Consider the following 20,968-nt stretch of genomic DNA (forward strand, 5'->3'; position numbering starts at 1 on the left):
GATCGATGTTGTTAGAGGATTTTTCTTATGGATTGCCGGAGGAACTTATTGCCCAAAAACCCGTGGAACCAAGGAACGCATCTCGCCTTATGGTACTCGACCCTAAGGTACAGAGGATAGAGCATCATCATTTTTTTGATTTGAAAAAATTTCTTGTGCCTGGAGATACTTTGATTCTTAACGATACGCGTGTAATGCCGGCTCGGCTGCATGGACGACGCGAATATACAGGCGGGCATATCGAGCTGTTTCTTTTGCGCCGTCTTGAAAAGGATTTGTGGGAAACGTTAGTGCGTCCAGGGAAAAAAGCAAAGATCGGGCAAGTTATAAGCTTTGGTGCGGAATTGTCTGCTGAAGTTGTCGGGGGCACGGATTTTGGCGGACGTCTTGTGATTTTTCGTTATAAAGGAGTTTTTGAGGAGATCTTGGAGCGTTTAGGCGAAACCCCATTGCCCCCCTATATCCATGAAAAGCTTATGGATAAGGAACGATATCAAACCGTCTATTGTCGTGAAGAAGGTTCAGCTGCAGCACCGACGGCAGGACTTCATTTTACAAAGGAACAGCTTGCTGGCCTGAAGAAAAGTGGTATTAACATTGGATTTGTTACACTTCATGTTGGCCTGGGGACGTTTCGTCCCGTGAGTGCAGAGAAGATTGAAGATCATAGGATGCATAGTGAATATTATTGCCTCCCGAAAGAGACTGCAGAGTTGATTTGTCGAACAAAGGCAGCAAATCGCCGTGTCATTGCGGTTGGCACAACTTCTGTTCGCACCCTGGAGTCGGCGGCAGAGAGGAAAAATTTTATTCGGGAAACAAGTGGTTGGACGGATATTTTTATTTATCCTGGATACGAGTTCAAAATAGTGGATGCACTTGTCACAAATTTCCATCTGCCAAAATCCACACTCATCATGCTTGTCAGTGCTTTTGCAGGCCGTGAGTTCGTTTTGCGTGCTTATCAAGAGGCTGTACGGGAAAAGTATCGGTTCTTCTCTTTTGGAGATGCGATGTTTGTTGCAGGAGCTGCAGGCAAGGGATAACGATGGGGAGGTATGGTACGTTTGGCAGCCATTACATACGAATTGATAAAAAAAGACAAGACAACAGGGGCGCGAGCCGGTATTTTGCATACGCCTCACGGGAGCTTTCCCACGCCGATTTTTATGCCTGTAGGAACGCAGGCATCGGTTAAAGGGGTATCGCCTGATGAACTCAAAGAGCTAGGCGCTGGCGTTATTTTATCCAATACATATCATCTTTTTTTGCGCCCGGGAATGGAGCTTGTTCGCGAGGCCGGTGGATTGCATCGTTTTATGCATTGGGACAGAGCAATCTTGACAGACAGCGGAGGATTTCAAGTATTTAGTCTTGGCGAGTTACGAAAGATAACAGAGGAAGGTGTTATTTTTCGTTCCCATATTGATGGTGCGAAAAAATTTCTTTCACCTGAAATTTCCATGGAAGTGCAAATGGCTCTTGGCTCAGATATTGTTATGGCCTTTGATGAATGTGTGCCTTATCCTGCTGATTATGATTATGCAAAAAGGTCTACAGACAGAACGACACGCTGGGCGAAACGCTGCAAAGAAACAATGACCAGCGAGAACCAAGGGCTTTTTGCTATTGTACAGGGCGGTATGTATGAGGATTTACGCAGAAAAAGCGTAGAGGAACTGACAACGCTTGATTTTCCGGGTTATGCTGTCGGAGGATTGAGTGTCGGCGAACCAAAAGAAATCATGTACGAGATGCTGGCAATCACAGTACCACTCCTCCCTGAAAATAAGCCGCGCTACTTGATGGGTGTTGGTACGCCGGATTATCTCATGGAAGGCGTCCTGCATGGAATTGATATGTTCGATTGTGTATTTCCGACACGCGTAGCTCGTAATGGCATGGCAATGACATGGCAGGGCCGGATCGTGATAAAAAACGCTGTTCATACACAAGAGTTCTCAGTGCTTGATTCAGGGTGCGGCTGTTATGCTTGTCGCAATGGTTTTACGCGCGCTTATATTCGCCATCTTGTGCGTGCAGGTGAAATTTTCGGTTTGAGACTTTTGACGCTGCATAATCTTTATTTTTTGCAAGATTTCATGAAAAAAATGCGTGCGGCTATTTTAGAAGATCGCTTTGGTGAGTTTCGAGAAAAATTTTATCGCAGCTATAGAAGGTGATGAAATTTCCGGTTACAATGAAAGGGAAAACGACAGAAGTGTCGAATGAAAAACTGTATGAATATGGGATGGTTTTCTGTTTAGGGGGATATTATGGATGCTAATATGATGAATGTATTTTATACATACGGTCCGCTTGTTTTTATGGTGTTGGTTATTTATTTTTTGATTATCAAACCACAGCGCAAGGAACAAAAGCGACGTAAGGAAATGCTTGATGGATTGAAACGCGGCAATCGTGTCGTTACCATCGGCGGTATTTTTGGGGTTTTGACTGAAGTACGGGATACGACAGTTAAGTTGAAAATTGCCGAGCATGTAGAAATCGAAGTTTCGCGTGCCTCTATAAATGCAAATGTTTCCGCGGAAGAGCGTTCCGAAAAGGAATAAATCATGATTGAAGGGGAAACAGCTCAGAAGAAAAAAGTTTTGCGTGTCCAAGTATTGGACAAATGTAGAGAGCTTTTGCCTTCCGTGCAACAAACTTTTAGCGAAATGATATGGGAACAGGTAAAAAGATTTATCTGTTATGAACAGGCGAAACAAATTTTTTGTTTTGTGTCGATGGAAAATGAGGTACAAACGCTTGCTTTCATCCAGGAGGCATTAAACGAAGGAAAAGAAGTTTCGGTGCCTCTTATTACAAATCGGGGAGTGATGGATGCGGTACGGGTGAGGAATTTATCCGATCTTGTGCCGGATGCCTTTGGCATTTTGACTGCAAGAGTAGGGACACGTATCCTCATGCCTCCGGAAACAATTGACTGTGTTATCGTTCCAGGGGTGGCATTTTCCCGCAAAGGTGCAAGACTTGGACATGGTGGTGGTTATTATGATCGTTTTTTTTATGAAAAGGCACCGCAGGCATACCGTGTTGCCGTGGCCTTTTCCTGTCAGATTATGGACGACATACCGATGGAAGACCATGACGTGCTGATGCACCGGATTGTTACGGAAAAAGAATCAATAATTTGTGGGTGAGATATCTTGATGAAAATACGAGTGGGTATGGCAAAAATTAATAAATATGCAATGCAGCATTGTGGCGATAGTTTTGATATTGTGGAGAGGCCCTATGGCGGCCTGTCTGCCGTTATTGCTGATGGTCAGGGAAATGGCTTAGCAGCGCATCATACGAGCAGTTGGGTAGTGAACAAGGCAGCTTCTCTTATTGCGGATGGTGCGAGGGATGGTGCTGTAGCGCGAGCCGTGCATGATTATCTTTATGCAATGAAGGACAAGAAGGTTTCTTGTACCTTGACGGTACTAAGTGCCGATCTTGAGTCAGAGACCGTCGTCATTAGCCGTAATTCCAACTGTCCCGTCATTGTCAAAACGGAAGAATATCTGACGGTTTACGATGATAGTGTTTCACCGATCGGTGTCAATCGTCATATGAAACCGCTTGTGTATGAACTGCCGTTTTCTGCGGGCATGGTTCTTGTTTCGTATACGGATGGGATTGCCCATGCCGGAAAAAAATATACGGGTTCAGTCATGGACATGAAGAAGATTATATCTATAATTGAGAGTAGTTCCCCAGAAGATTGTGATTTCATTGCGAAAAGTATTTTGGAATATGCACTTTTACTTGATAAAGAGAAGGCTGGGGATGATATGACCGTTGTTGCGATGGGGCTTGCGGAGAGCTCATCGGAACTGCCGAAAATTGAGCAGCTTTCTGCTTCGTATCCTTTTTGAGGAAGAGATTATGCGAATTGCTGTTGTTGGTGTTTGTGCATCGGGTAAGACTACCTTGGTGAACGGTTTAAAAAAAGCAGGGTTTGATGCTTACAATGTAGCGCAGGAACATTCCTGTATTCATGATTTCTGGAATAAGCATCATCCAGATGTTCTCGTGATGATTGATGCGACACTTCCGGCAATAAAGAAACGCCGCCGTGTTTTTTGGACGGAAGAACGACTTGTTGTGCAGCATGGGAGACTGGCAGACGCGAAAATCCATGCAGATTTATATCTGCAGACGGATAATTTCACGGCGGAAGAAGTTTTGGATAAGGTCGTTCAATTCCTTCATACCAAAAGCCATTAAAGGCTGCACGAAGAAAAAGATTTGTCTGGGCAGAGTGAGAGCAACATATTTGTCAGAGGAGATGGAAAGAGTTGAGACAAGACGTTTTACTGAAATTGCTTGCGGTCATCACGGTGATCGTGGGCGTGTTCTTTGCTTTTGTTTCGCCGTTGGCGAATTCTATACGGCAAGGTCTTGATTTACAAGGGGGTACGCATGTTGTGCTCGAAGCAGTCGACACGCCGGAAGCGCAGGTCAATGAAGATGCGATGCAGCGCGTTGTCAAGATTATGGAGAAACGTGTCAATGAACTCGGGCTCACAGAACCGTTGATTCAGCGTCAAGGCGAAAGGCGTGTTATCATTGAGTTGCCGGGAATCAAGGATCCGGATGCAGCTATTAAAGTTATCGGCAAAACGGCTATGCTTGAATTCAAAGATGAGGCCGGCAATACGGTCATGACAGGGACGGATCTCAAAAATGCCCAAGATGCAAGGAATCAGCAGAATCAGTATGTTGTCAATCTTGAATTTTCGGATGAGGGAGCTAAAAAGTTTGCCGATTTAACAACAAAAAATGTAGGAAAACGTATTGCTATTCTACTTGACGGCGAAGTTTTGACGGCTCCGAATGTACGCGAACCTATTACAGGCGGCAAAGCCGAGATTACAGGACAGGATACACAGGAAGAAGCACATAGAATTGCAGTTCTTCTCAGAAGCGGAGCTTTACCGGTTAAGGTGAATATTATCGAAACGCGTACTGTTGGGCCGACGTTGGGACAGGATTCAAAGGATAAGAGCCAATTTGCTTTTGTTATTGGCATATCAGCAGTTCTTCTTTTTATGGTTGTCTTTTATCGTCTTTCTGGACTTGTCGCAGATTTAAGTCTCATGGCTTATGTCATCGCATTGTTGTTCATCTTGAAAATGTTGGATGCGACATTGACTTTACCGGGTGTGGCAGGTATTATTCTTTCCATAGGTATGGCTGTTGATGCCAATGTGTTGATTTTTGAACATTTCAAGGAAGAATATCGTCAGGGAAAAACGTTGCGTCTTTCGATGGATGCTGGTTTTAAACGTGCTTTTACAACCATTTTTGACTCAAACATCACGACGATTATTGCGGCGCTTGTTCTCTTCTTTTTTGGTACGGGAACAATCAAAGGCTTTGCCATTACCCTTGGCTTAGGAGTTGTTCTTAGTATGTTGACGGCAATTACGCTTACGCAGTATATGCTGAAGCTCCTCATTGCCTCGAACATCTGCAAGAGTCCTGGCGTTTATGGCGCAACGGGATTTGGGTTGAACAGCGGGGTGAAAAAAGATGAGGCTTGATATCGTAAAACATACGAAAATATGGTTTGCTATTTCGCTTTGTGTGATTATTCCTGGCATTGTCAGTATGTTTACACAAGGGTTCAATCTTGGCATAGACTTCACCGGTGGTACGATTATTGAACTGCGTTTCCAGCATGATGTAACATTGGCAGATGTTCGCAATGTTCTGCGCGAGTATTCTCTTGATAATAGTACGATACAGTTCTCGGGTGATACGGCAAATGCGGAAGCAGCACCCACTGTAATGATTCGTACGGTTGACCTCGAGGAAACAGAACGCAAGGCAGTGATGGCTTCTTTGCAAGAAGTGCTTGGAAGTTATGATGTTTTGCGCGAGGAAAAAGTCGGAGCAACGATGGGATCGGAGCTTATTATGAATGCCATATGGGCTCTTGTGTTGTCCTGGGTCATGATTGTGCTCTACGTTTCGTATCGATTTGAATTTAAATTCGGGATTTCTTCTATATTGGCGCTTGTTCATGATATCCTTATTGTGCTCAGTGTTTTTTCACTTACACAACGTTCCGTAGATTCCTCTTTTGTTGCAGCACTTTTGACAATTGTCGGCTATTCCATCAATGATACCATTGTTATTTTTGACCGTATTCGTGAAAACTTGAAATTGCACTTCAGACGGGGCGGCGATATCAATGCCTTGGTAAATACCAGTGTTTATCAGACATTGACTCGTTCTATTTATACGGTTTGCACGGTGCTTTTCACGACATTCGCGCTTTATTGGTTTGGCGGTGATACAACAAAGGATTTTTCCTTTGCGCTTCTTGTCGGTTTCTTTGCAGGTTGCTATTCGTCTATTTTTGTTGCAAGTCCCATTTGGGTCATTCTGCGAAACTTTTCAGAAAAGCAGCGTGCAGCAAGAAGAACTGCTGCGGCAAAATAAGACAAACAAATGGGATGTTGCGTAAATACATAATAGTGGAAGCCTCCCCTTTGGGAGGTTTTTTACTCCGTGGAATATTTTTCTAAAACAGATTATGACTCTGATAGGATACATACAATAAATGAAAGGAAGGAGGATGGGTATGCAGTATGCAAAAAAATGGAAACTCTTGCCGGATGAGTCGACAAGATCCGTTGAACTTTCACAACGCATCGGTATTACCCCGTTTACGGCAACATTGCTCCTGCATCGTGGAATTGAAGAGGAAAAAGCCGTCAAAGCTTTCTTGCATCCAGAGAAACAACCTTTTTACGACCCCTTCTTATTGAAAGATATGGACAAGGCTGTTGCACGTGTTGAGGAAGCTATTAAGCAAAAAGAAAAAATTTTTATATATGGAGATTATGATGTTGATGGTATAACGGCCACATCGCTTCTTTGCTGCAATTTGCGAAAATTGGGTGCATTGGCGGAATATTTCATTCCGCACCGTCAAAAAGACGGCTATGGGCTGCACACGGAAACCTTGGATGAAATTATTGAAAAAGGTGCAGATCTAATCATTACTGTGGATTGTGGCATTTCTGCAATTAAGGAAGCTGCTGCTATACAAGACGAGGTCGATCTCATTATCACCGACCATCACTTGCCGGGAGAAAAGCTTCCAGAAGCTATTGCTGTCATTGATCCGCATCGTGTAGATTGTAATTATCCCGATAAGAATATTGCAGGTGTAGGCGTGGCGTTCAAACTATGCCAGGCACTATGGAAAAAATGCAAAGGTGTGTCCTTTGAGGGCGATCTTGAAATAGTGGCTTTGGGAACAGTTGCTGATATCGTGCCTCTTCTTGGTGAGAATCGAAAAATTGTACAGTTGGGGCTGAAGAGGTTGGCGCAAACAAGCAGGCCGGGACTTCAAGCCTTGTTAGCTGTAACAGAACTTCAAAATAAGGAAATTACGGCAGGTCATATTGGTTTCGTTCTTGCGCCGCGACTAAATGCGGCAGGACGTCTTTCCACCGCTTGTCGCGGAGTCGAATTGTTTTTGGAAGAAGATTGGGATAAGGCGCAAGTGATAGCAAGGGAACTGGATGAGGCAAATAAGGAACGTCAGGTCATTGAACAAGAAATTCTTAAAGCAGCAGAGAAGCAGGTTGAAGAAATCGATATAAAAAAGGCCCATGTGCTCGTGCTGCACGGTGAAAATTGGCATCCCGGCGTTATTGGCATCGTGGCGTCGCGTATTGTAGAAAGATATTATCGTCCAACGATTATTATTTCGGAGAGTTCCGGCCTCGGCAAGGGGTCTTGTCGCAGTATCCGTGGATTTCATATGTTTGAGGCACTTACCGCCTGTAAAAAACTTTTGCAGGGATTTGGCGGGCATGCACAGGCGGCGGGACTGACAATCCGGTCTGAAGATATTGCTGCGTTTCGTGAAGAATTGGAAATATATGCGCAAGCTGTGCTGCAGGAAGAAGACTATATTCCAATCTTGGACATAGAATTAGAGCTTCCGCCAGATAAAATTTCTGATCGGTTGATGTCTGAAATTAAACTGCTTGAACCCTATGGCATGGGAAATCCAAAACCGCTTTTTTCTTGTCACGGTGCTCGTGGCAATTACGCACGTCAGATTGGTAAAGAAGGCCAACATTTAAAGTTCACGATTGATGGGCTCACATCGAGCATTGATGTTTTGGCATGGGGACAGGGAGATAAGGCATCGCTCATAAATAGAGAGCGTATAGATATTGCTTATTTTCCGGAATATCATGTATGGAAAGAAAAACGCAGTTTGCAGCTCATGATGGAGGATTTTTCTCTTGCAAAGGCTGAGAAAAGGTACCCTGATCGAGAAATTCTTGCCTCTGTCTATCGATTTTTACTGGGGGAAGAGAGGCAGGGAAAAGAGTTGACGCTAGATATGGAACGGCTTTTTGAGAGATATATACAGTTTTTCCCTAAGATCAATCTTTTTACATTTCAGAAATCATTGGCAATTTTTGAAGAGCTCGGACTTTTGCGTCATCGTGATACGTGCTACATCATGCTGCCGCCGCCCAAGGAAAAAATGGATTTGCAGAAGTCGAGAATTTTCCGCGAGGGAAATTCGTTATGATGCTTTTCATTGATAATGAAAATATGTTTTGGGGTCAAAAATTTTGTGTAATAGTGTATAATGTATGTCACAGAATAAAATCGCGGAGTCTAATGAGTGACTCTGAGGAAAGCAGGGTTGAGTGGAATGAACGAAGTGAATCCGGTAACGATAGGGAGTATACTGGAAACAGTGAAGAGCTATCAACCGAATGCAGATACAGCCCTGATTCAAAAAGCGTACGATCTTGCGGATGCCGCACACAAGGGGCAAAAACGCGTTTCGGGTGAAGATTATATCGTCCATCCTTTGGCTGTAGCGAAAATTCTTACGGAACTGCAAATTGATGATATTACAATCAGTGCATCCATTCTGCACGATGTGGTGGAAGATACGACATACACACTCAAACAGATGCGTGAACGCTTCGGCGATGAAGTTGCCATGCTGATTGACGGTGTGACGAAACTTGGCCGTATTCAATATAAATCTAAGGAAGAACAGCAGCTTGAGAGTTATCGCAAAATGTTCTTAGCGATGGCGAAAGATATTCGTGTCATTATGATCAAGCTGGCAGATCGTTTGCACAATATGCGTACACTCAAGTACATGCGCGAAGAAAAACAACAGCGTATTGCGCGTGAAACAATTGAAATATACGCACCTCTGGCCAATCGGCTGGGAATTTCACATATCAAATGGGAACTTGAAGATCTTTGCTTACGATATCTTGATCCCAAAGCCTATTATGATCTTGTGGAAAGTGTGAAACAAAAACGGCAGGAACGACAAGCTTTTATTGATGAAGCACATGCATTGCTTGTGGAAAAATTGGAAGAAGCACATATGATTGCTGATATTCAAGGGCGTGCAAAGCATTTTTATAGTATTTATAAAAAAATGAAGCGTGACAATAAAGATATTAGTGAGATATATGATCTTTCAGCGCTGCGAGTGCTTGTTGATTCTGTCAAGGATTGCTACGGTGTGCTTGGTATCATTCATGCGATGTGGAAACCGCTGCCGGGGCGTTTTAAGGACTATATTGCCATGCCGAAATCCAATGGTTACCAGTCTTTGCATACAACAGTTATTTGCCGTGGATATCCGCTTGAAATACAGATTCGTACGTTTGCAATGCATAAGGTATCGGAATATGGTGTTGCAGCACACTGGAAATATAAAGAAGCAGGGAAGAGTGTTGGCGCTACACGGGAATATGATCAGAAAATGTCCTGGCTGCGCCAGATGGTGAACCTGCAGCATGAATTGGACGATCCGAGGGAATATTTTGAGGCTCTGAAAGTCGATGTTTTTTCGGACGAAGTTTTTGTATTTACTCCTAAAGGTGACGTAATAGATTTGCCTAAGGGTTCGATTCCTATAGATTTTGCATATCGGATCCATACAGAAGTGGGACACCATTGCGTGGGGGCGAAGGTCAACGGCAAGATTGTACCGTTGGAATATAAATTGCAAAATGGCGATATTGTTTCCGTTATAACGAATAAATCCAATAATGGTCCTAGTCGCGACTGGCTTAATATGGTGGCTTCTTCAGAAACGCGAACAAAAATACGTTCATGGTTCAAGAAGCAACGTAAGGAAGAAAATATTACGCGCGGCATGGATTTGATGGAAAAAGAGGCAAAACACTTCGGATATGAACCAAAAGAAATATTAAAACCGGAGCGTCTTTCCCTTGTGGCGCAAAAACTTAATATCCCGCAAGTAAATGATCTGCTTGCATCGATTGGTTATGGCGGGATAGCGCTTAACGGTATTATGTCGAAACTTATCGATATGCACAAACAAGAGGTGCAAAAGGCAACACCGCCGGATATTTCCCAAATGCTCCATGCACTTAAGCAGCCTTTGAAAAAACATAAGAAAAAAACGAGCCATGGTGTTCTTGTGGAAGGAGAAGATGGTTTTCTCGTACGTCTCGCGCGTTGCTGTAATCCGATACCTGGCGATCCCATTACAGGCTATATCACGCGAGGACGCGGTGTTTCCGTGCATCGCTCAGATTGCCCCAATCTTATAAACGATATGGATTTTTCTCGCGTTATTGAGGTGAATTGGGATGTTGGTCTTGACAAGGTGTATACGGTGCAGATTGATATTGTTTGTAACGACAAGACAGGTATGTTGGCAGCACTTTTTGCACTGACAGCAGAAATGCGCATCAATATAACATCCTTGACGGCGAAACCTAACAAATCGAACAAAACATCTGTTGTCAATTTGGGATTGGATGTACGGAATTCCCAACAAGTGGCTCAAATCATGACAAAGATTCGTCGTATGAAAGATGTCTATAGTGTTTCGCGTTCTTTGGGCGCGACGGCAAAGGATGATGAAATATGAACCTGGAAATGGAAATGTTTGTCGTTGGCTCTCTGGGTGTCAACTGTTATATTCTCTATAATGAAAAAGATCATCTGGGTGTTGCAATCGATCCTGGTGGTGATGGTGAAATATTACTGCGATATCTTGAAGATAAAAAGATAGAATTGATTGCTATTCTCAACACACATGCTCACGTTGATCATATTGGCGCCGTTGATTTCTTGCGTGATAAGACGGGTGCAAGGTTTTATGTTCACGAAGCGGATGCACCCATGCTTTCTGATTCTAAACTTAATTTATCTGCTTTTATGGGAATGCCTATTGTGACACGTCCTGCTGATGTGTTATTGCATGACGGTGAGGTCTTGAATTTTGGTGATATAAAACTTACGGTTCTTCACACACCGGGGCATTCTCCCGGCAGTGTTTGTTATTTATTGGAGGACAGACTTTTTAGCGGAGATACCCTTTTTGCCGGTTCTGTTGGCCGGACCGATTTTCCGGGTGCGTCTATGGAAGAGCTTTTGCACTCTTTGCACGAGAAAATTATGGGGCTGCCTGAAGCGCTTCCTGTTTACTGTGGCCATGGGCCGTCAACTTCCGTAGGCTATGAAAAACAATGTAATCCTTATCTAAATTTTTGCTAGGTCAAATGGTCGTTAATGAAAGATTTTGATGGAAACCAGGTTCTTTACAAGACAAAAGGCATTTGTATTCTTGTGTGCTTTTTGTTACAATAGACTGTAAAATGATTGCAGAGGTTATGTTTGCTTTGAGTACGTTTTGTTTGAAAGTCGATAGATTGTCTATACTTTTGACAAATTTTTCGGGCTTTCTGCGTAAGTGCATGATGGTAAAGGAGTATGGTCATGGCTAAAATAACAATGGAGGTCTTAAGAAAAAGACTGCAGGAACGTCAACACAAAATGACACCACAGCGTCAAATTGTGCTGCAGGTATTCATGGATCGTCCAGGTGAGCATATCAGCGCAGAAGATGTGCATGGAATTTTACGTGCCAATCATTCAGAGATTGGTTTGGCCACAGTATATCGCAGTTTGGAATTGCTCGTTGAACTTGGTCTCCTTCAGAAGATGGAATTTGGAGATGGATGCAGCCGTTATGAGATTTCGGATTTGAATCCCGGAGAACATCAGCACCACCATTTGATTTGCTTAAATTGCGGCAAGGTCATAGAATTCTCGGAAGATTTGTTGGAAAATCTTGAGAAAAAGGTTGCTGATGAGTGCGATTTTCAGATTGAGGACCATCAGGTCAAGTTGTTTGGTTACTGCAAGGAGTGCCGCAGGCATTGATTGTTCGACGATTTGTGCTAGATCGCAAGGAAGAAGTTATTGTTAAACTTGTGAAGGAGCTTAGGGATCTATTCAAAATCCATGTGCTGGAAGAGGAAGGGGAGACGGGACAGGAAACGGTTGATTATGAACGGATTTCCGTGCGGCATAAAATTGATTTTGGGGCGGCGCCTTCAGTGTATACAGAACTTATTGCCGAAGATGAGACGGGGGAGGAACGGTGTTTTTCCGAAACAGGCATAGCGAGGCAGGATGAAAAGCGAATGGCTGCCATCCACCGCCTTGTTAAGCGTAATCTCTACCGTCTCTTTTGTACGCATTTTTCTATGCCTGCAGCCTCATGGGGCATCTTGCATGGTGTTCGTCCTACAAAAATTGTACATCGCTACATTGAGGCAGGTCTTAATCGACAGGCCATTATTGGGCGTTTGCTGGAGGATTATGAAGTATCAATAGAAAAAGCGTCTTATATGACGGATATGGCATTTCGGCAGCGTTCTTTCTTACAGACCTCCGATGAAAAGACGGTTAGTGTGTATGTTGGTATTCCCTTTTGTCGTTCACGTTGCCTTTACTGTTCTTTTCCTGCTTATATCTTACCGGAATCTCAAAAGCTTTCTGTATTTTTTGAGGCATGGGTAAAAGATCTCCTCGCTGCTAAGGCGGCAATTAAACAATATGGTTTAAAGGTTCAGAACATTTATGTCGGAGGGGGAACGCCCACGAGCCTTAGCAATCTGGATTTTGAACGAATGCTTACGCTTGTTGAAGAGGCTTTTTACGGGAGCTGTACAAGAGAATTTACCGTAGAAGCGGGGCGACCGGATACAATAACTCCTGAAAAGGTTTTGTCTATGCGGCAGCATCGTGTCAGTCGCGTTAGTGTAAATCCGCAGACAATGCAGGAGCGTACGCTGCAGCGTATTGGGCGTGCTCATACGCCACAGGATATTGTGCATATGGTTCACTTGCTCCGTGAAAATGGAGATTTTTCTATCAACATGGATATTATTCTCGGCTTGCCGGGTGAAACACGCTGGGATGCAAGTGATACAATACATCAAGTCATTGCACTCAATCCGGATAGTCTGACACTTCATTCGCTTGCCTTGAAACGAGGTTCGAAACTTAAGATGAATCTGAAAGATTATGAGCTTCCTGCGGATGATGAAGTACAAGTGATGTTTCATGTGACGATGAACCAAGTCTTGACGGCAGGGTATTTTCCATATTATCTTTATCGACAGGGCTATATGAGTGGTCAGCTCGAAAATGTTGGTTGTGCTCGTCCTGGAGCTGAAAGTATGTATAATATGCAAATCATGGATGAGCACCAAACTATTCTTGGCATAGGTTGTGCTGCGACGAGCAAAATTATGAATTTCCGTACGAAACGACTAAAGGCGTCATTTAATGCCAAGGATCTCGATACCTATTTGCGTGATGTTGAACTTTATACGATAAAAAGAGCCAATCTTTTGGCGGAAGCCTATGGGAAACAGGGGGATGGGAAACGTGTTGATTAATGGACCGCGCGGCACAAAGGATATTTTGCCCGACACGGTTGCTCAGTGGCTTTATTTGGAGGAGAGGATTCGTGATATCTGTAGATGTTACGGATATCGCGAAATTCGTACACCGATTTTCGAACATACGGAACTTTTTTTGCGTGGCATAGGAGAAACCACGGATGTTGTGGAAAAGGAAATGTACACGTTTCCTGATCGGGGGGGCCGTAGTCTTACGTTACGACCGGAAAATACGGCATCAGCAGTGCGCTCTTATCTGCAAAATAAGCTTTATGCTGCAGAATCTATTGTAAAACTTTTCTATATGGGCTCTATGTTTCGTTATGACAGACCGCAAGCAGGACGCTATCGTGAGTTTCATCAATTTGGTGTTGAGGCGCTGGGCGAAATAAATCCCTCTGTTGATGTGGAAATCATTTTGTTGGCAATTGAATTCCTTCGCTCATTGGGTCTCGAGGCGCTGGTCTTGCATTTGAATTCTGTTGGTTGTCCCAAGTGCCGTCCTGCTTATCGCGAAAAACTGCAAGCTTTTTTCCGTCCTGAAATGGCGGAGCTTTGTACGGATTGTCAGTCCCGTTTTGCACGGAACCCATTGCGTATTCTGGACTGTAAAAACGAGCATTGCCACGCGCTTTCACAAGGAGCACCGCGGATCACAGATTGTCTTTGTGACGAATGTAAAGCGCATTTCGATAAGGTGCAGTCTTATCTCAAGGAACTTGATGTTCCTTTTGAACTGGATTCCAATCTTGTCAGGGGGCTTGATTATTATACAAAAACTGCGTTTGAGGTACAATATACACCGCTTGGTGCACAAAGCGCGGTGGCGGGCGGAGGACGTTACGATGGACTTGTTGAAGAAATTGGTGGAGATGCTACACCCGGTATTGGCTTTGCCATCGGTTTGGAACGAGTGCTTCTGGCATTGGAAAAACAGGAGCTTCTGCCAGAGATAGAGGAGTATGTTGATGTCTTTTTTGTTGCTTTGGGTGAAGCAGCGGAAAAGACTTCTTTCAAACTCATGCAGAAAGTTCGTGCAGCAGGTCTTGCGGCGGCAATGGATTTTGCCGGGCGCAGCCTGAAGGCGCAGATGAAACAGGCAAACAAGAAAAAATCCCGTTTTGTGGCCATCCTTGGTGAGGATGAGGTGAAGGACACCTCGATCACTTTAAAGAATATGAAAACCAGTGAGCAAAAAAAGATTGTTTTTGAAGAGTTGATTCCTATGCTAAGTGTTGGGGTGAAGAATTGATGGAAACGTTGGAAGGTATGAAAAGGACACACCATTGCGGCGAAATGCGCGAAGAGAATGTGGGTCAGGAGGTTGTTCTTTCGGGCTGGGTATCGAGGCGAAGAGATCATGGCGGGTTGATCTTTGTCGATATGCGCGACCGTTCTGGACTTGTGCAAATTGTTTATGATGAAGCTGCCATGGGGACAGAGGCATTCCACAAGGCAGAAACCTTGCGCAATGAATTTGTTATTGGCGTACGAGGTAAAGTGCGTGCACGCTCAAAAGATACGGTCAACCCACATATGGAGACGGGAACCGTCGAGATTGTTTGCGAGGAGCTTCGTATTTTGAATGCGGCCAAAACACCGCCATTTTATATTCAAGATAACATTGATGTAGATGAAACATTGCGCCTTAAATACCGATATCTTGATTTGCGTCGTCCGGAAATGCAAGCGAATATTTTATTGCGCCATCGTGTGACAAAAATTATGCGTGATTTTCTTGATGAACACGGATTTCTTGAGATTGAAACGCCAATGTTGTGCAAAAGCACACCGGAAGGCGCACGTGACTTTCTTGTCCCGAGCCGCTTGAACCCAGGAAAATTCTATGCCCTTCCGCAGTCACCGCAGATTTTCAAGCAAATCCTTATGGTTTCCGGATTTGAAAAATATTTTCAAATTGTGCGTTGTTTCCGTGATGAGGATTTACGCGCTGATCGGCAACCGGAGTTCACGCAACTTGATATTGAGACCTCTTTCATGGATGAAAACGATATTCTTACGCTTATGGAAGGGCTTATTTCAGAGCTTTTTGAAAAGACTCTTGCTGTCAAAGTCGAAACACCTTTCCTTCGCATGAATTGGGATGAAGCGATAGCGCGTTTTGGTTCGGACAAGCCTGATTTACGCTTTGGTATGGAACTTATGGACATTTCGGAATATGTCAAGGGATCGGATTTTAAAGTTTTTACATCTGTTCTCGAAAATGGCGGTCAGGTAAAAGTCATTAATGTCGAGGATTATGCGAATATTCCACGTCGTGAGCTTGATGGACTTGTACAGTATGTGCAAGGTTATGGTGCAAAAGGTCTTGCTTGGATTCAGTATACGGAAGAAGGTGTAAAATCACCTTTCAAGAAGTTCTATCAAGATGAAACGTTTGAAGCAATAAAGAATGCCTGCCATGCGAAAACAGGGGATTTGTTGTTGGTTATTGCAGACAAACCATTGGTTGTTGCACAAGCTTTGGGTGAATTGCGTCTTGAAATGGCGCGGCGCAGGAATCTCATTGATGCCAATGCATTGAAGTTTCTTTGGGTTACGGATTTCCCGATGTTTGAGTACAACGAGGAAGAAAAACGTTGGAAGGCTATGCACCATCCGTTTACTGCACCGCGTAACGAAGATCTTGCATGTCTTCAGTCTGATCCGGGGCGTGTAAAAGCCAATGCTTATGATATGGTGTTGAATGGTGTTGAGATTGGTGGTGGAAGCTTACGTATTTACCGTGGTGACCTGCAGGAAAAGGTTTTCGAGGTAATTGGACTCACTCAAGAAGAGGCACGTCAAAAATTTGGTTTTATGATGGATGCATTCGAATATGGTACGCCGCCGCATGGCGGAATAGCTTTCGGTTTGGATCGACTCGTCATGATCATGGCGAAACGTAAGTCCATTCGTGATGTCATCGCTTTTCCTAAAACACAGAGTGCTTCTGATGTCATGTCGCAGGCGCCTTCTGAAGTTGACATTAAGCAGCTCAAAGAACTCTTTGTTCGTTCGACAGCTGTCAAAAAAGAAAAGGATGAAAAAAAGTAAGCTGCTGTATCACGTACTTGAAACGTCTATGACCCAACTCTGTTTTTAGGCACATTAAATAGACAAACTTTTTGTTTTGAATTATAATAAAAGAAATGGATATGGAAGGAGATGCTTTCTATGAAAAAGATGTTTTGTGCGTCGCTTTTTGCTATGTTGATTGTTGCGGCGTCTTCAGTTTTTGCGGCCGGAAACCATTTGCATATGAGTGGTACAGACAGCGTGCAGCAATATTACCATTGCGGCAGTGACTGCAACGGTTATTATGGCAGGGGCAGAGGTGGATGCGGCAGATCTTATAGCGACCATGAGGATGCTTATTGTGACGATGATGGCTACTGTTATTATCGCCGTGGTCGTCAGTGAGTGAAGAAGTGTATTTGTGGGCAAAAGAAAATCTCCCGCCAAAGTCGCTTTTGCGATGTGGCGGGAGGTTTTTCTTTTACTGCAAAGCTTTTTGTTTCCGTATTTGTCCGAGATAATGTGTTACGAACTGGCGTGCGGTACGACCGCTGCGTCCAGAATGCTCCAATTCCCAACGATGTCCCAAAATACGAAGTTCTTGTGGTTCTAAAAAAATATTCTCCTTCTGAAGATAGTGGTCAATGATTGCAAGATATTGTTGTTGATCAGGCGAAAGGAAAGTGATGACAAGACCAAAACGATCGGAGAGAGATACCGTTTCGTTCATGCTGTCTTGTCGGTAAAGCTCGTCTTGTTCTTGTGTTCTATCGCGCCATGTTTCTTTGATAAGATGGTGGCGATTAGAGGTTGCATAAATCAGGACATTGGCAGGGCAAGATTCAACGCCTCCTTCGATAGCTGATTTTAAGTATTTGTATTCTGTTTCAAACTCATCAAAAGAGAGATCATCGAGAAAGATGATGAATCGTTTGCTGCAAAATTTTCTGAGTGCAGTGAGAATGTGCGGCAGCTCTGTAAGTTGTGCTTTTGTGATTTGCAATAACCTAAGACCCTGCCCGAAATACTCATTGGCGAGGGCTTTGACAGAAGATGATTTACCGGTTCCTCGGGCACCAATGAGCAGGACATTGTTGGCGGGGCGCCCAGCAAGAAATGCTTTTGTATTGTTGATCAGCTGTTTTTTTTGATGCTCATAACCGATGATGTCCGAAAGGGAGAAGTCCTCGAAAGATTCTATGCCTTTAAGCTCGTGTCGCTTATCTACCCAGCGAAAAGCCTTGCAGCTGGAGATATCCCCATAACCGTAACGATGATAAAAGGTCAGGAAAGCATGTGTCATTTTTTCTGTTGTATCAGCTTTTTCCATGACTTTGTAGAGAAAATCAAGCGATTCATGGATGCGTTTTTCTGTAGGCTCATAATTGTCCAGAAGTTCCGTCTGCAATATGGCACTTGCCTGCCCCTGGAAAAAAGGAGAGAGGGTGCCCATGTCCTTTATGAAAGCCTGGCGCAGGCTTTTACCTATGTTGCCATTTGTACGTTCTGTCATACGGGAGAAAATCGTTTCCGTATAGGCAAGAATATAGATGAAATAAGCACGTATAAGATTGCCTGACAGACCGAGTTCTTCTGCCTTTTCGATAATTCTCGCCGTGAATTCGTAAGGGAGGGAAGGCTCATCGGGGTTTTCCAAAGAGTGCTGAAGAAGTGTGATGAGATCATCGTTTAGTATGGGACGACAAACTGTAAGTTTTTGAAGTTGAGGTTTGAGCATGATAAATCCCCTTAAAGACAAAGATTCTCTTTGAGGCGTGTAATTGCACGTTCGGTATCTTCGCGTTGACCAAATGCCGTAAGGCGGAAGTATCCTTCACCACAGGGACCGAATCCAGCTCCTGGAGTACCGACTATATTTGTTTCAATGAGAAGCTTATCGAAAAATTCCCAAGAGGAAAAACCGTCCGGCACCTTGAGCCAGATGTAAGGGGCGTTGATTCCGCCATAGGCCGTGAGACCAATGGAAGAAATTCCTTCCCGGATAATATGCGCGTTCTCCAGATAGTAGGCGATTGTATCTGCCGTTTGCTTTTTGCCTTCGGGGGTGAAGATGGCTTCGGCACCTCGTTGTACAATATAAGAGGTGCCGTTGTATTTCGTTGTATGACGCCGGTTCCAAAGCGGGTTGAAACTTTTTTTCTCTCCGTTGGAGGTAAATCCCTTCACGCTTTTGGGTAGAACGATATAGCCGCAACGTGTGCCTGTAAATCCTGCAGTTTTGGAAAAAGAACGAAATTCAATAGCGACATCCTTTGCACCTTCGATTTCGAAGATGGAATGTGGGATGTCGTTTTCCGTGATAAAAGCTTGGTAAGCAGCATCAAAAAGAATGATGGATTCATTTTCGCGCGCATAAGCAACCCATTTTTTTAACGCTTCGCGTGTCATAGCTGTGCCTGTTGGGTTGTTTGGTGAACAGAGATATATGATGTCTACATGCTCTTGGGGCAATCGGGGAATAAAATTGTTTTCTGCAGTACAAGGCAGATAAACAACGCCGGAAAAATAGCCATCTTCCTGCAATGTGCCGGTGCGCCCTGCCATAACGTTTGTGTCAAGATAGACGGGATAAACCGGATCGGCAATGGCTATTTTTGCATTTTCACTGAAGATTTCTTGGATATTGCCGCAATCACTCTTGGCACCATCTGAGATAAAAATCTCGTCGGGTTCGATGCCGAGTCCTGCAAAATTACTATCTATGATTTTTTCAATGAGGAAATCATATCCTTGCTCGGGCCCGTAGCCATGAAAGGTTTTCATGGCCGCCATTTCATCAACCGCCTTATGCATTGCCTCAATGCAAGCGGAAGGAAGGGGTTGTGTTACATCACCGATGCCGAGCGAGATGATATTGGCTGTTGGATGTTTTTCCTTGTAAACAGCGATGCGATGAGCAATTTCACGAAACAGATAACTGCCAGGCAATTTTAAATAATTTTCATTGATATAGGCCATATGTAAAACCTCCTGTTATATTGTCTTCGTTTTAGACGGTAATATTTTAGCATACTTTTACATATTCTCCTTAGAAATTTTTGCAGATGGATAATATTTTTTGGCGCTCAGTGACTTTTCAAGTACCTAAAAAGAGGGCAGCTCCGTAGAAGATGCTGCCCTCTCTTTTTAGGTTTTTTTATTCTCTTTTTTCAGCGTGTTTTGACAAAAGTCGATAAAGGCTTGAGCTGCTTTTGAAACATAACGATCCTTTTTCCAAGCAAGTCCGACATCCACAAATACAGGGGAGACAAAAGGCAACGTAATGATGCCCGGGGTATCCTCAACAATAAAATCAAGCAGGCAAGCGATGCCGGCACCGCTTGCAATGAGCCCTTTGATTGTTTCAATCTGATTTGATTCAAGTACAATATTCGGAGTGATGCCCTCTTGTTTAAAGTTTTCCAACATAAGATTTCGCAGGAAAGAACCCTCTTTCAGCATTATGAGATTCACGTCTTCGATATCGTGCAGGGAAATCGTTTTTTTTGCTGCCAGTGGATGCTTTTTGGGAAGGCAAGCAACGATTTGGCTTTTTGCCATTGGTAAAGTTTGTAGACTGGATGAGGCATTGGCAAGAATCACAATACCAAAATCAAGTTCGTCGCGTTCGAGTTGTTCACGGATGCGCATGGAACCTTCCTCGTAAAGATAGACATCGAGGTGCGAGTATTGGCGTTGGAAACTGGAAAAAATTTTTGGAAAAAGATAAGCGCCGATCATGGATGGTATACCAATTTTTATTGTGCCTTTTTGTAACTGCTTATAGTCGTTGACTTCGAGAACAGCGTCCTGTATGTTGCGCAAAGCGAGCTCTATGCGAGTTAAAAATACAGCACCTTCCGGTGTGAGGGAAAGCTGTTTTTGGCTGCGGTCAAAGAGTTGGATGCCTAGTTCGGCTTCGAGTTTTTTGATTGCTACCGTGATATTTGGTTGCGATACGCGAAGTCTTTCAGCCGCACGTGTGATGTTTTTTAGGCGGCTGGCCATCTGAAAGTATTCAAGTTGTCTGAGTTCCATATTATCGCCATCCATTCCTATAATCCCAAAATAAACTAACTATATACATCATACTTCAAAAACATCTATGATACAATAAGAAAAATTTATTTTAAAATTATCTAATGCAATATTTTGTCCTAATAAAAATGTTTCTTTACAGCTCTTCCCATCTG

19 protein-coding genes are annotated in these 20,968 nt (G+C 43.6%); 16 read left to right on the forward strand and 3 right to left on the reverse strand.

Annotated elements, in window-relative coordinates; all coding sequences use genetic code 11:
- The first annotated feature begins 5 nt into the window (after nucleotides 1–5).
- From queA to ACRTGH_RS10550, 16 genes are all read left to right on the forward strand, one after another.
- The gene (queA, locus tag ACRTGH_RS10475) at nucleotides 6–1,046 is read left to right on the forward strand and encodes a tRNA preQ1(34) S-adenosylmethionine ribosyltransferase-isomerase QueA (RefSeq protein WP_368846093.1); all 1,041 of its coding nucleotides are present in this window, start codon (nucleotides 6–8) and stop codon (nucleotides 1,044–1,046) included.
- 21 nt (nucleotides 1,047–1,067) lie between these two features.
- Complete coding sequence (gene tgt, locus ACRTGH_RS10480; protein WP_368846092.1) at nucleotides 1,068–2,183, forward strand: tRNA guanosine(34) transglycosylase Tgt; 1,116 nt, start codon at nucleotides 1,068–1,070, stop codon at nucleotides 2,181–2,183.
- Nucleotides 2,184–2,276: 93 nt separating this feature from the next.
- Nucleotides 2,277–2,573 carry a preprotein translocase subunit YajC gene (gene yajC / locus ACRTGH_RS10485; RefSeq protein WP_368846090.1) on the forward strand — a complete coding sequence of 99 codons (297 nt, stop codon included), beginning with the start codon at nucleotides 2,277–2,279 and terminating at the stop codon, nucleotides 2,571–2,573.
- 3 nt (nucleotides 2,574–2,576) lie between these two features.
- Nucleotides 2,577–3,164: a 5-formyltetrahydrofolate cyclo-ligase gene (locus ACRTGH_RS10490; protein WP_368846089.1), complete on the forward strand. Its 588-nt coding sequence runs from the start codon at nucleotides 2,577–2,579 to the stop codon at nucleotides 3,162–3,164.
- Nucleotides 3,165–3,173: 9 nt separating this feature from the next.
- A complete protein-coding gene (locus ACRTGH_RS10495) occupies nucleotides 3,174–3,884 on the forward strand; it encodes a SpoIIE family protein phosphatase (RefSeq protein ID WP_368846088.1) in 711 nt (236 codons plus the stop codon).
- A gap of 10 nt (nucleotides 3,885–3,894) precedes the next feature.
- Entirely contained in the window at nucleotides 3,895–4,236 is a 342-nt protein-coding gene (locus ACRTGH_RS10500; RefSeq protein ID WP_368846087.1) for a hypothetical protein, read from the forward strand.
- Between the two features lie 71 nt (nucleotides 4,237–4,307).
- Entirely contained in the window at nucleotides 4,308–5,555 is a 1,248-nt protein-coding gene (secD, locus tag ACRTGH_RS10505) for a protein translocase subunit SecD (RefSeq protein WP_368846086.1), read from the forward strand.
- A complete protein-coding gene (secF, locus tag ACRTGH_RS10510) occupies nucleotides 5,545–6,459 on the forward strand; it encodes a protein translocase subunit SecF (protein WP_368846085.1) in 915 nt (304 codons plus the stop codon). Before secD ends, secF begins: the two co-directional genes overlap by 11 nt.
- 142 nt (nucleotides 6,460–6,601) lie before the next feature.
- Nucleotides 6,602–8,581 (forward strand): single-stranded-DNA-specific exonuclease RecJ, encoded by a 1,980-nt coding sequence (gene recJ, locus ACRTGH_RS10515; RefSeq protein WP_368846084.1) that lies wholly within the window; start codon nucleotides 6,602–6,604, stop codon nucleotides 8,579–8,581.
- Nucleotides 8,582–8,707: 126 nt separating this feature from the next.
- Entirely contained in the window at nucleotides 8,708–10,930 is a 2,223-nt protein-coding gene (locus tag ACRTGH_RS10520) for a RelA/SpoT family protein (RefSeq protein ID WP_368846083.1), read from the forward strand.
- The gene (locus tag ACRTGH_RS10525; protein ID WP_368846082.1) at nucleotides 10,927–11,559 is read left to right on the forward strand and encodes an MBL fold metallo-hydrolase; all 633 of its coding nucleotides are present in this window, start codon (nucleotides 10,927–10,929) and stop codon (nucleotides 11,557–11,559) included. The genes ACRTGH_RS10520 and ACRTGH_RS10525 overlap by 4 nt, the downstream gene beginning before the upstream one ends.
- 222 nt (nucleotides 11,560–11,781) lie before the next feature.
- The gene (locus tag ACRTGH_RS10530; protein ID WP_368846081.1) at nucleotides 11,782–12,228 is read left to right on the forward strand and encodes a Fur family transcriptional regulator; all 447 of its coding nucleotides are present in this window, start codon (nucleotides 11,782–11,784) and stop codon (nucleotides 12,226–12,228) included.
- Entirely contained in the window at nucleotides 12,225–13,754 is a 1,530-nt protein-coding gene (gene hemZ / locus ACRTGH_RS10535; protein WP_368846080.1) for a coproporphyrinogen dehydrogenase HemZ, read from the forward strand. Before ACRTGH_RS10530 ends, hemZ begins: the two co-directional genes overlap by 4 nt.
- Nucleotides 13,744–15,009, forward strand: coding sequence for a histidine--tRNA ligase (gene hisS, locus ACRTGH_RS10540; protein ID WP_368846079.1), 1,266 nt, complete (start codon nucleotides 13,744–13,746; stop codon nucleotides 15,007–15,009). Before hemZ ends, hisS begins: the two co-directional genes overlap by 11 nt.
- Complete coding sequence (gene aspS / locus ACRTGH_RS10545; RefSeq protein ID WP_368846078.1) at nucleotides 15,009–16,814, forward strand: aspartate--tRNA ligase; 1,806 nt, start codon at nucleotides 15,009–15,011, stop codon at nucleotides 16,812–16,814. Before hisS ends, aspS begins: the two co-directional genes overlap by 1 nt.
- A 120-nt stretch (nucleotides 16,815–16,934) precedes the next feature.
- Complete coding sequence (locus ACRTGH_RS10550) at nucleotides 16,935–17,180, forward strand: conotoxin LiCr95 (RefSeq protein WP_368846077.1); 246 nt, start codon at nucleotides 16,935–16,937, stop codon at nucleotides 17,178–17,180.
- Nucleotides 17,181–17,256: 76 nt separating this feature from the next.
- Here ACRTGH_RS10550 and ACRTGH_RS10555 read toward each other — a convergent pair whose 3' ends face one another.
- The 3 genes from ACRTGH_RS10555 to ACRTGH_RS10565 all read right to left on the reverse strand — a co-directional run bounded on the left by ACRTGH_RS10555 (nucleotide 17,257) and on the right by ACRTGH_RS10565 (nucleotide 20,813).
- Nucleotides 17,257–18,513 carry an ATP-binding protein gene (locus ACRTGH_RS10555; protein WP_368846076.1) on the reverse strand — a complete coding sequence of 419 codons (1,257 nt, stop codon included), beginning with the start codon at nucleotides 18,511–18,513 and terminating at the stop codon, nucleotides 17,257–17,259.
- Nucleotides 18,514–18,524: 11 nt separating this feature from the next.
- Entirely contained in the window at nucleotides 18,525–19,754 is a 1,230-nt protein-coding gene (locus ACRTGH_RS10560) for an LL-diaminopimelate aminotransferase (RefSeq protein WP_368846075.1), read from the reverse strand.
- 168 nt (nucleotides 19,755–19,922) lie between these two features.
- The gene (locus ACRTGH_RS10565; RefSeq protein WP_368846074.1) at nucleotides 19,923–20,813 is read right to left on the reverse strand and encodes a LysR family transcriptional regulator; all 891 of its coding nucleotides are present in this window, start codon (nucleotides 20,811–20,813) and stop codon (nucleotides 19,923–19,925) included.
- Between the last annotated feature and the right edge of the window lie 155 nt (nucleotides 20,814–20,968).

This window comes from Selenomonas oralis (genome assembly GCF_051603425.1).
Lineage (GTDB): Bacteria > Bacillota > Negativicutes > Selenomonadales > Selenomonadaceae > Selenomonas > Selenomonas sputigena_A.

Bases quoted from the DNA above. Each gene is read 5' to 3' on its own strand.
- queA (WP_368846093.1), top strand. From the start codon at position 6: ATGTTGTTAGAGGATTTTTCTTATGGATTGCCGGAGGAACTTATTGCC.
- yajC (WP_368846090.1), top strand. From the start codon at position 2,277: ATGGATGCTAATATGATGAATGTATTTTATACATACGGTCCGCTTGTT.
- ACRTGH_RS10490 (WP_368846089.1), top strand. From the start codon at position 2,577: ATGATTGAAGGGGAAACAGCTCAGAAGAAAAAAGTTTTGCGTGTCCAA.
- ACRTGH_RS10495 (WP_368846088.1), top strand. From the start codon at position 3,174: ATGAAAATACGAGTGGGTATGGCAAAAATTAATAAATATGCAATGCAG.
- ACRTGH_RS10500 (WP_368846087.1), top strand. From the start codon at position 3,895: ATGCGAATTGCTGTTGTTGGTGTTTGTGCATCGGGTAAGACTACCTTG.
- secF (WP_368846085.1), top strand. From the start codon at position 5,545: ATGAGGCTTGATATCGTAAAACATACGAAAATATGGTTTGCTATTTCG.
- recJ (WP_368846084.1), top strand. From the start codon at position 6,602: ATGCAGTATGCAAAAAAATGGAAACTCTTGCCGGATGAGTCGACAAGA.
- ACRTGH_RS10520 (WP_368846083.1), top strand. From the start codon at position 8,708: ATGAACGAAGTGAATCCGGTAACGATAGGGAGTATACTGGAAACAGTG.
- ACRTGH_RS10525 (WP_368846082.1), top strand. From the start codon at position 10,927: ATGAACCTGGAAATGGAAATGTTTGTCGTTGGCTCTCTGGGTGTCAAC.
- ACRTGH_RS10530 (WP_368846081.1), top strand. From the start codon at position 11,782: ATGGCTAAAATAACAATGGAGGTCTTAAGAAAAAGACTGCAGGAACGT.
- aspS (WP_368846078.1), top strand. From the start codon at position 15,009: ATGGAAACGTTGGAAGGTATGAAAAGGACACACCATTGCGGCGAAATG.
- ACRTGH_RS10550 (WP_368846077.1), top strand. From the start codon at position 16,935: ATGAAAAAGATGTTTTGTGCGTCGCTTTTTGCTATGTTGATTGTTGCG.
- ACRTGH_RS10555 (WP_368846076.1), bottom strand. From the start codon at position 18,513: ATGCTCAAACCTCAACTTCAAAAACTTACAGTTTGTCGTCCCATACTA.
- ACRTGH_RS10560 (WP_368846075.1), bottom strand. From the start codon at position 19,754: ATGGCCTATATCAATGAAAATTATTTAAAATTGCCTGGCAGTTATCTG.
- ACRTGH_RS10565 (WP_368846074.1), bottom strand. From the start codon at position 20,813: ATGGAACTCAGACAACTTGAATACTTTCAGATGGCCAGCCGCCTAAAA.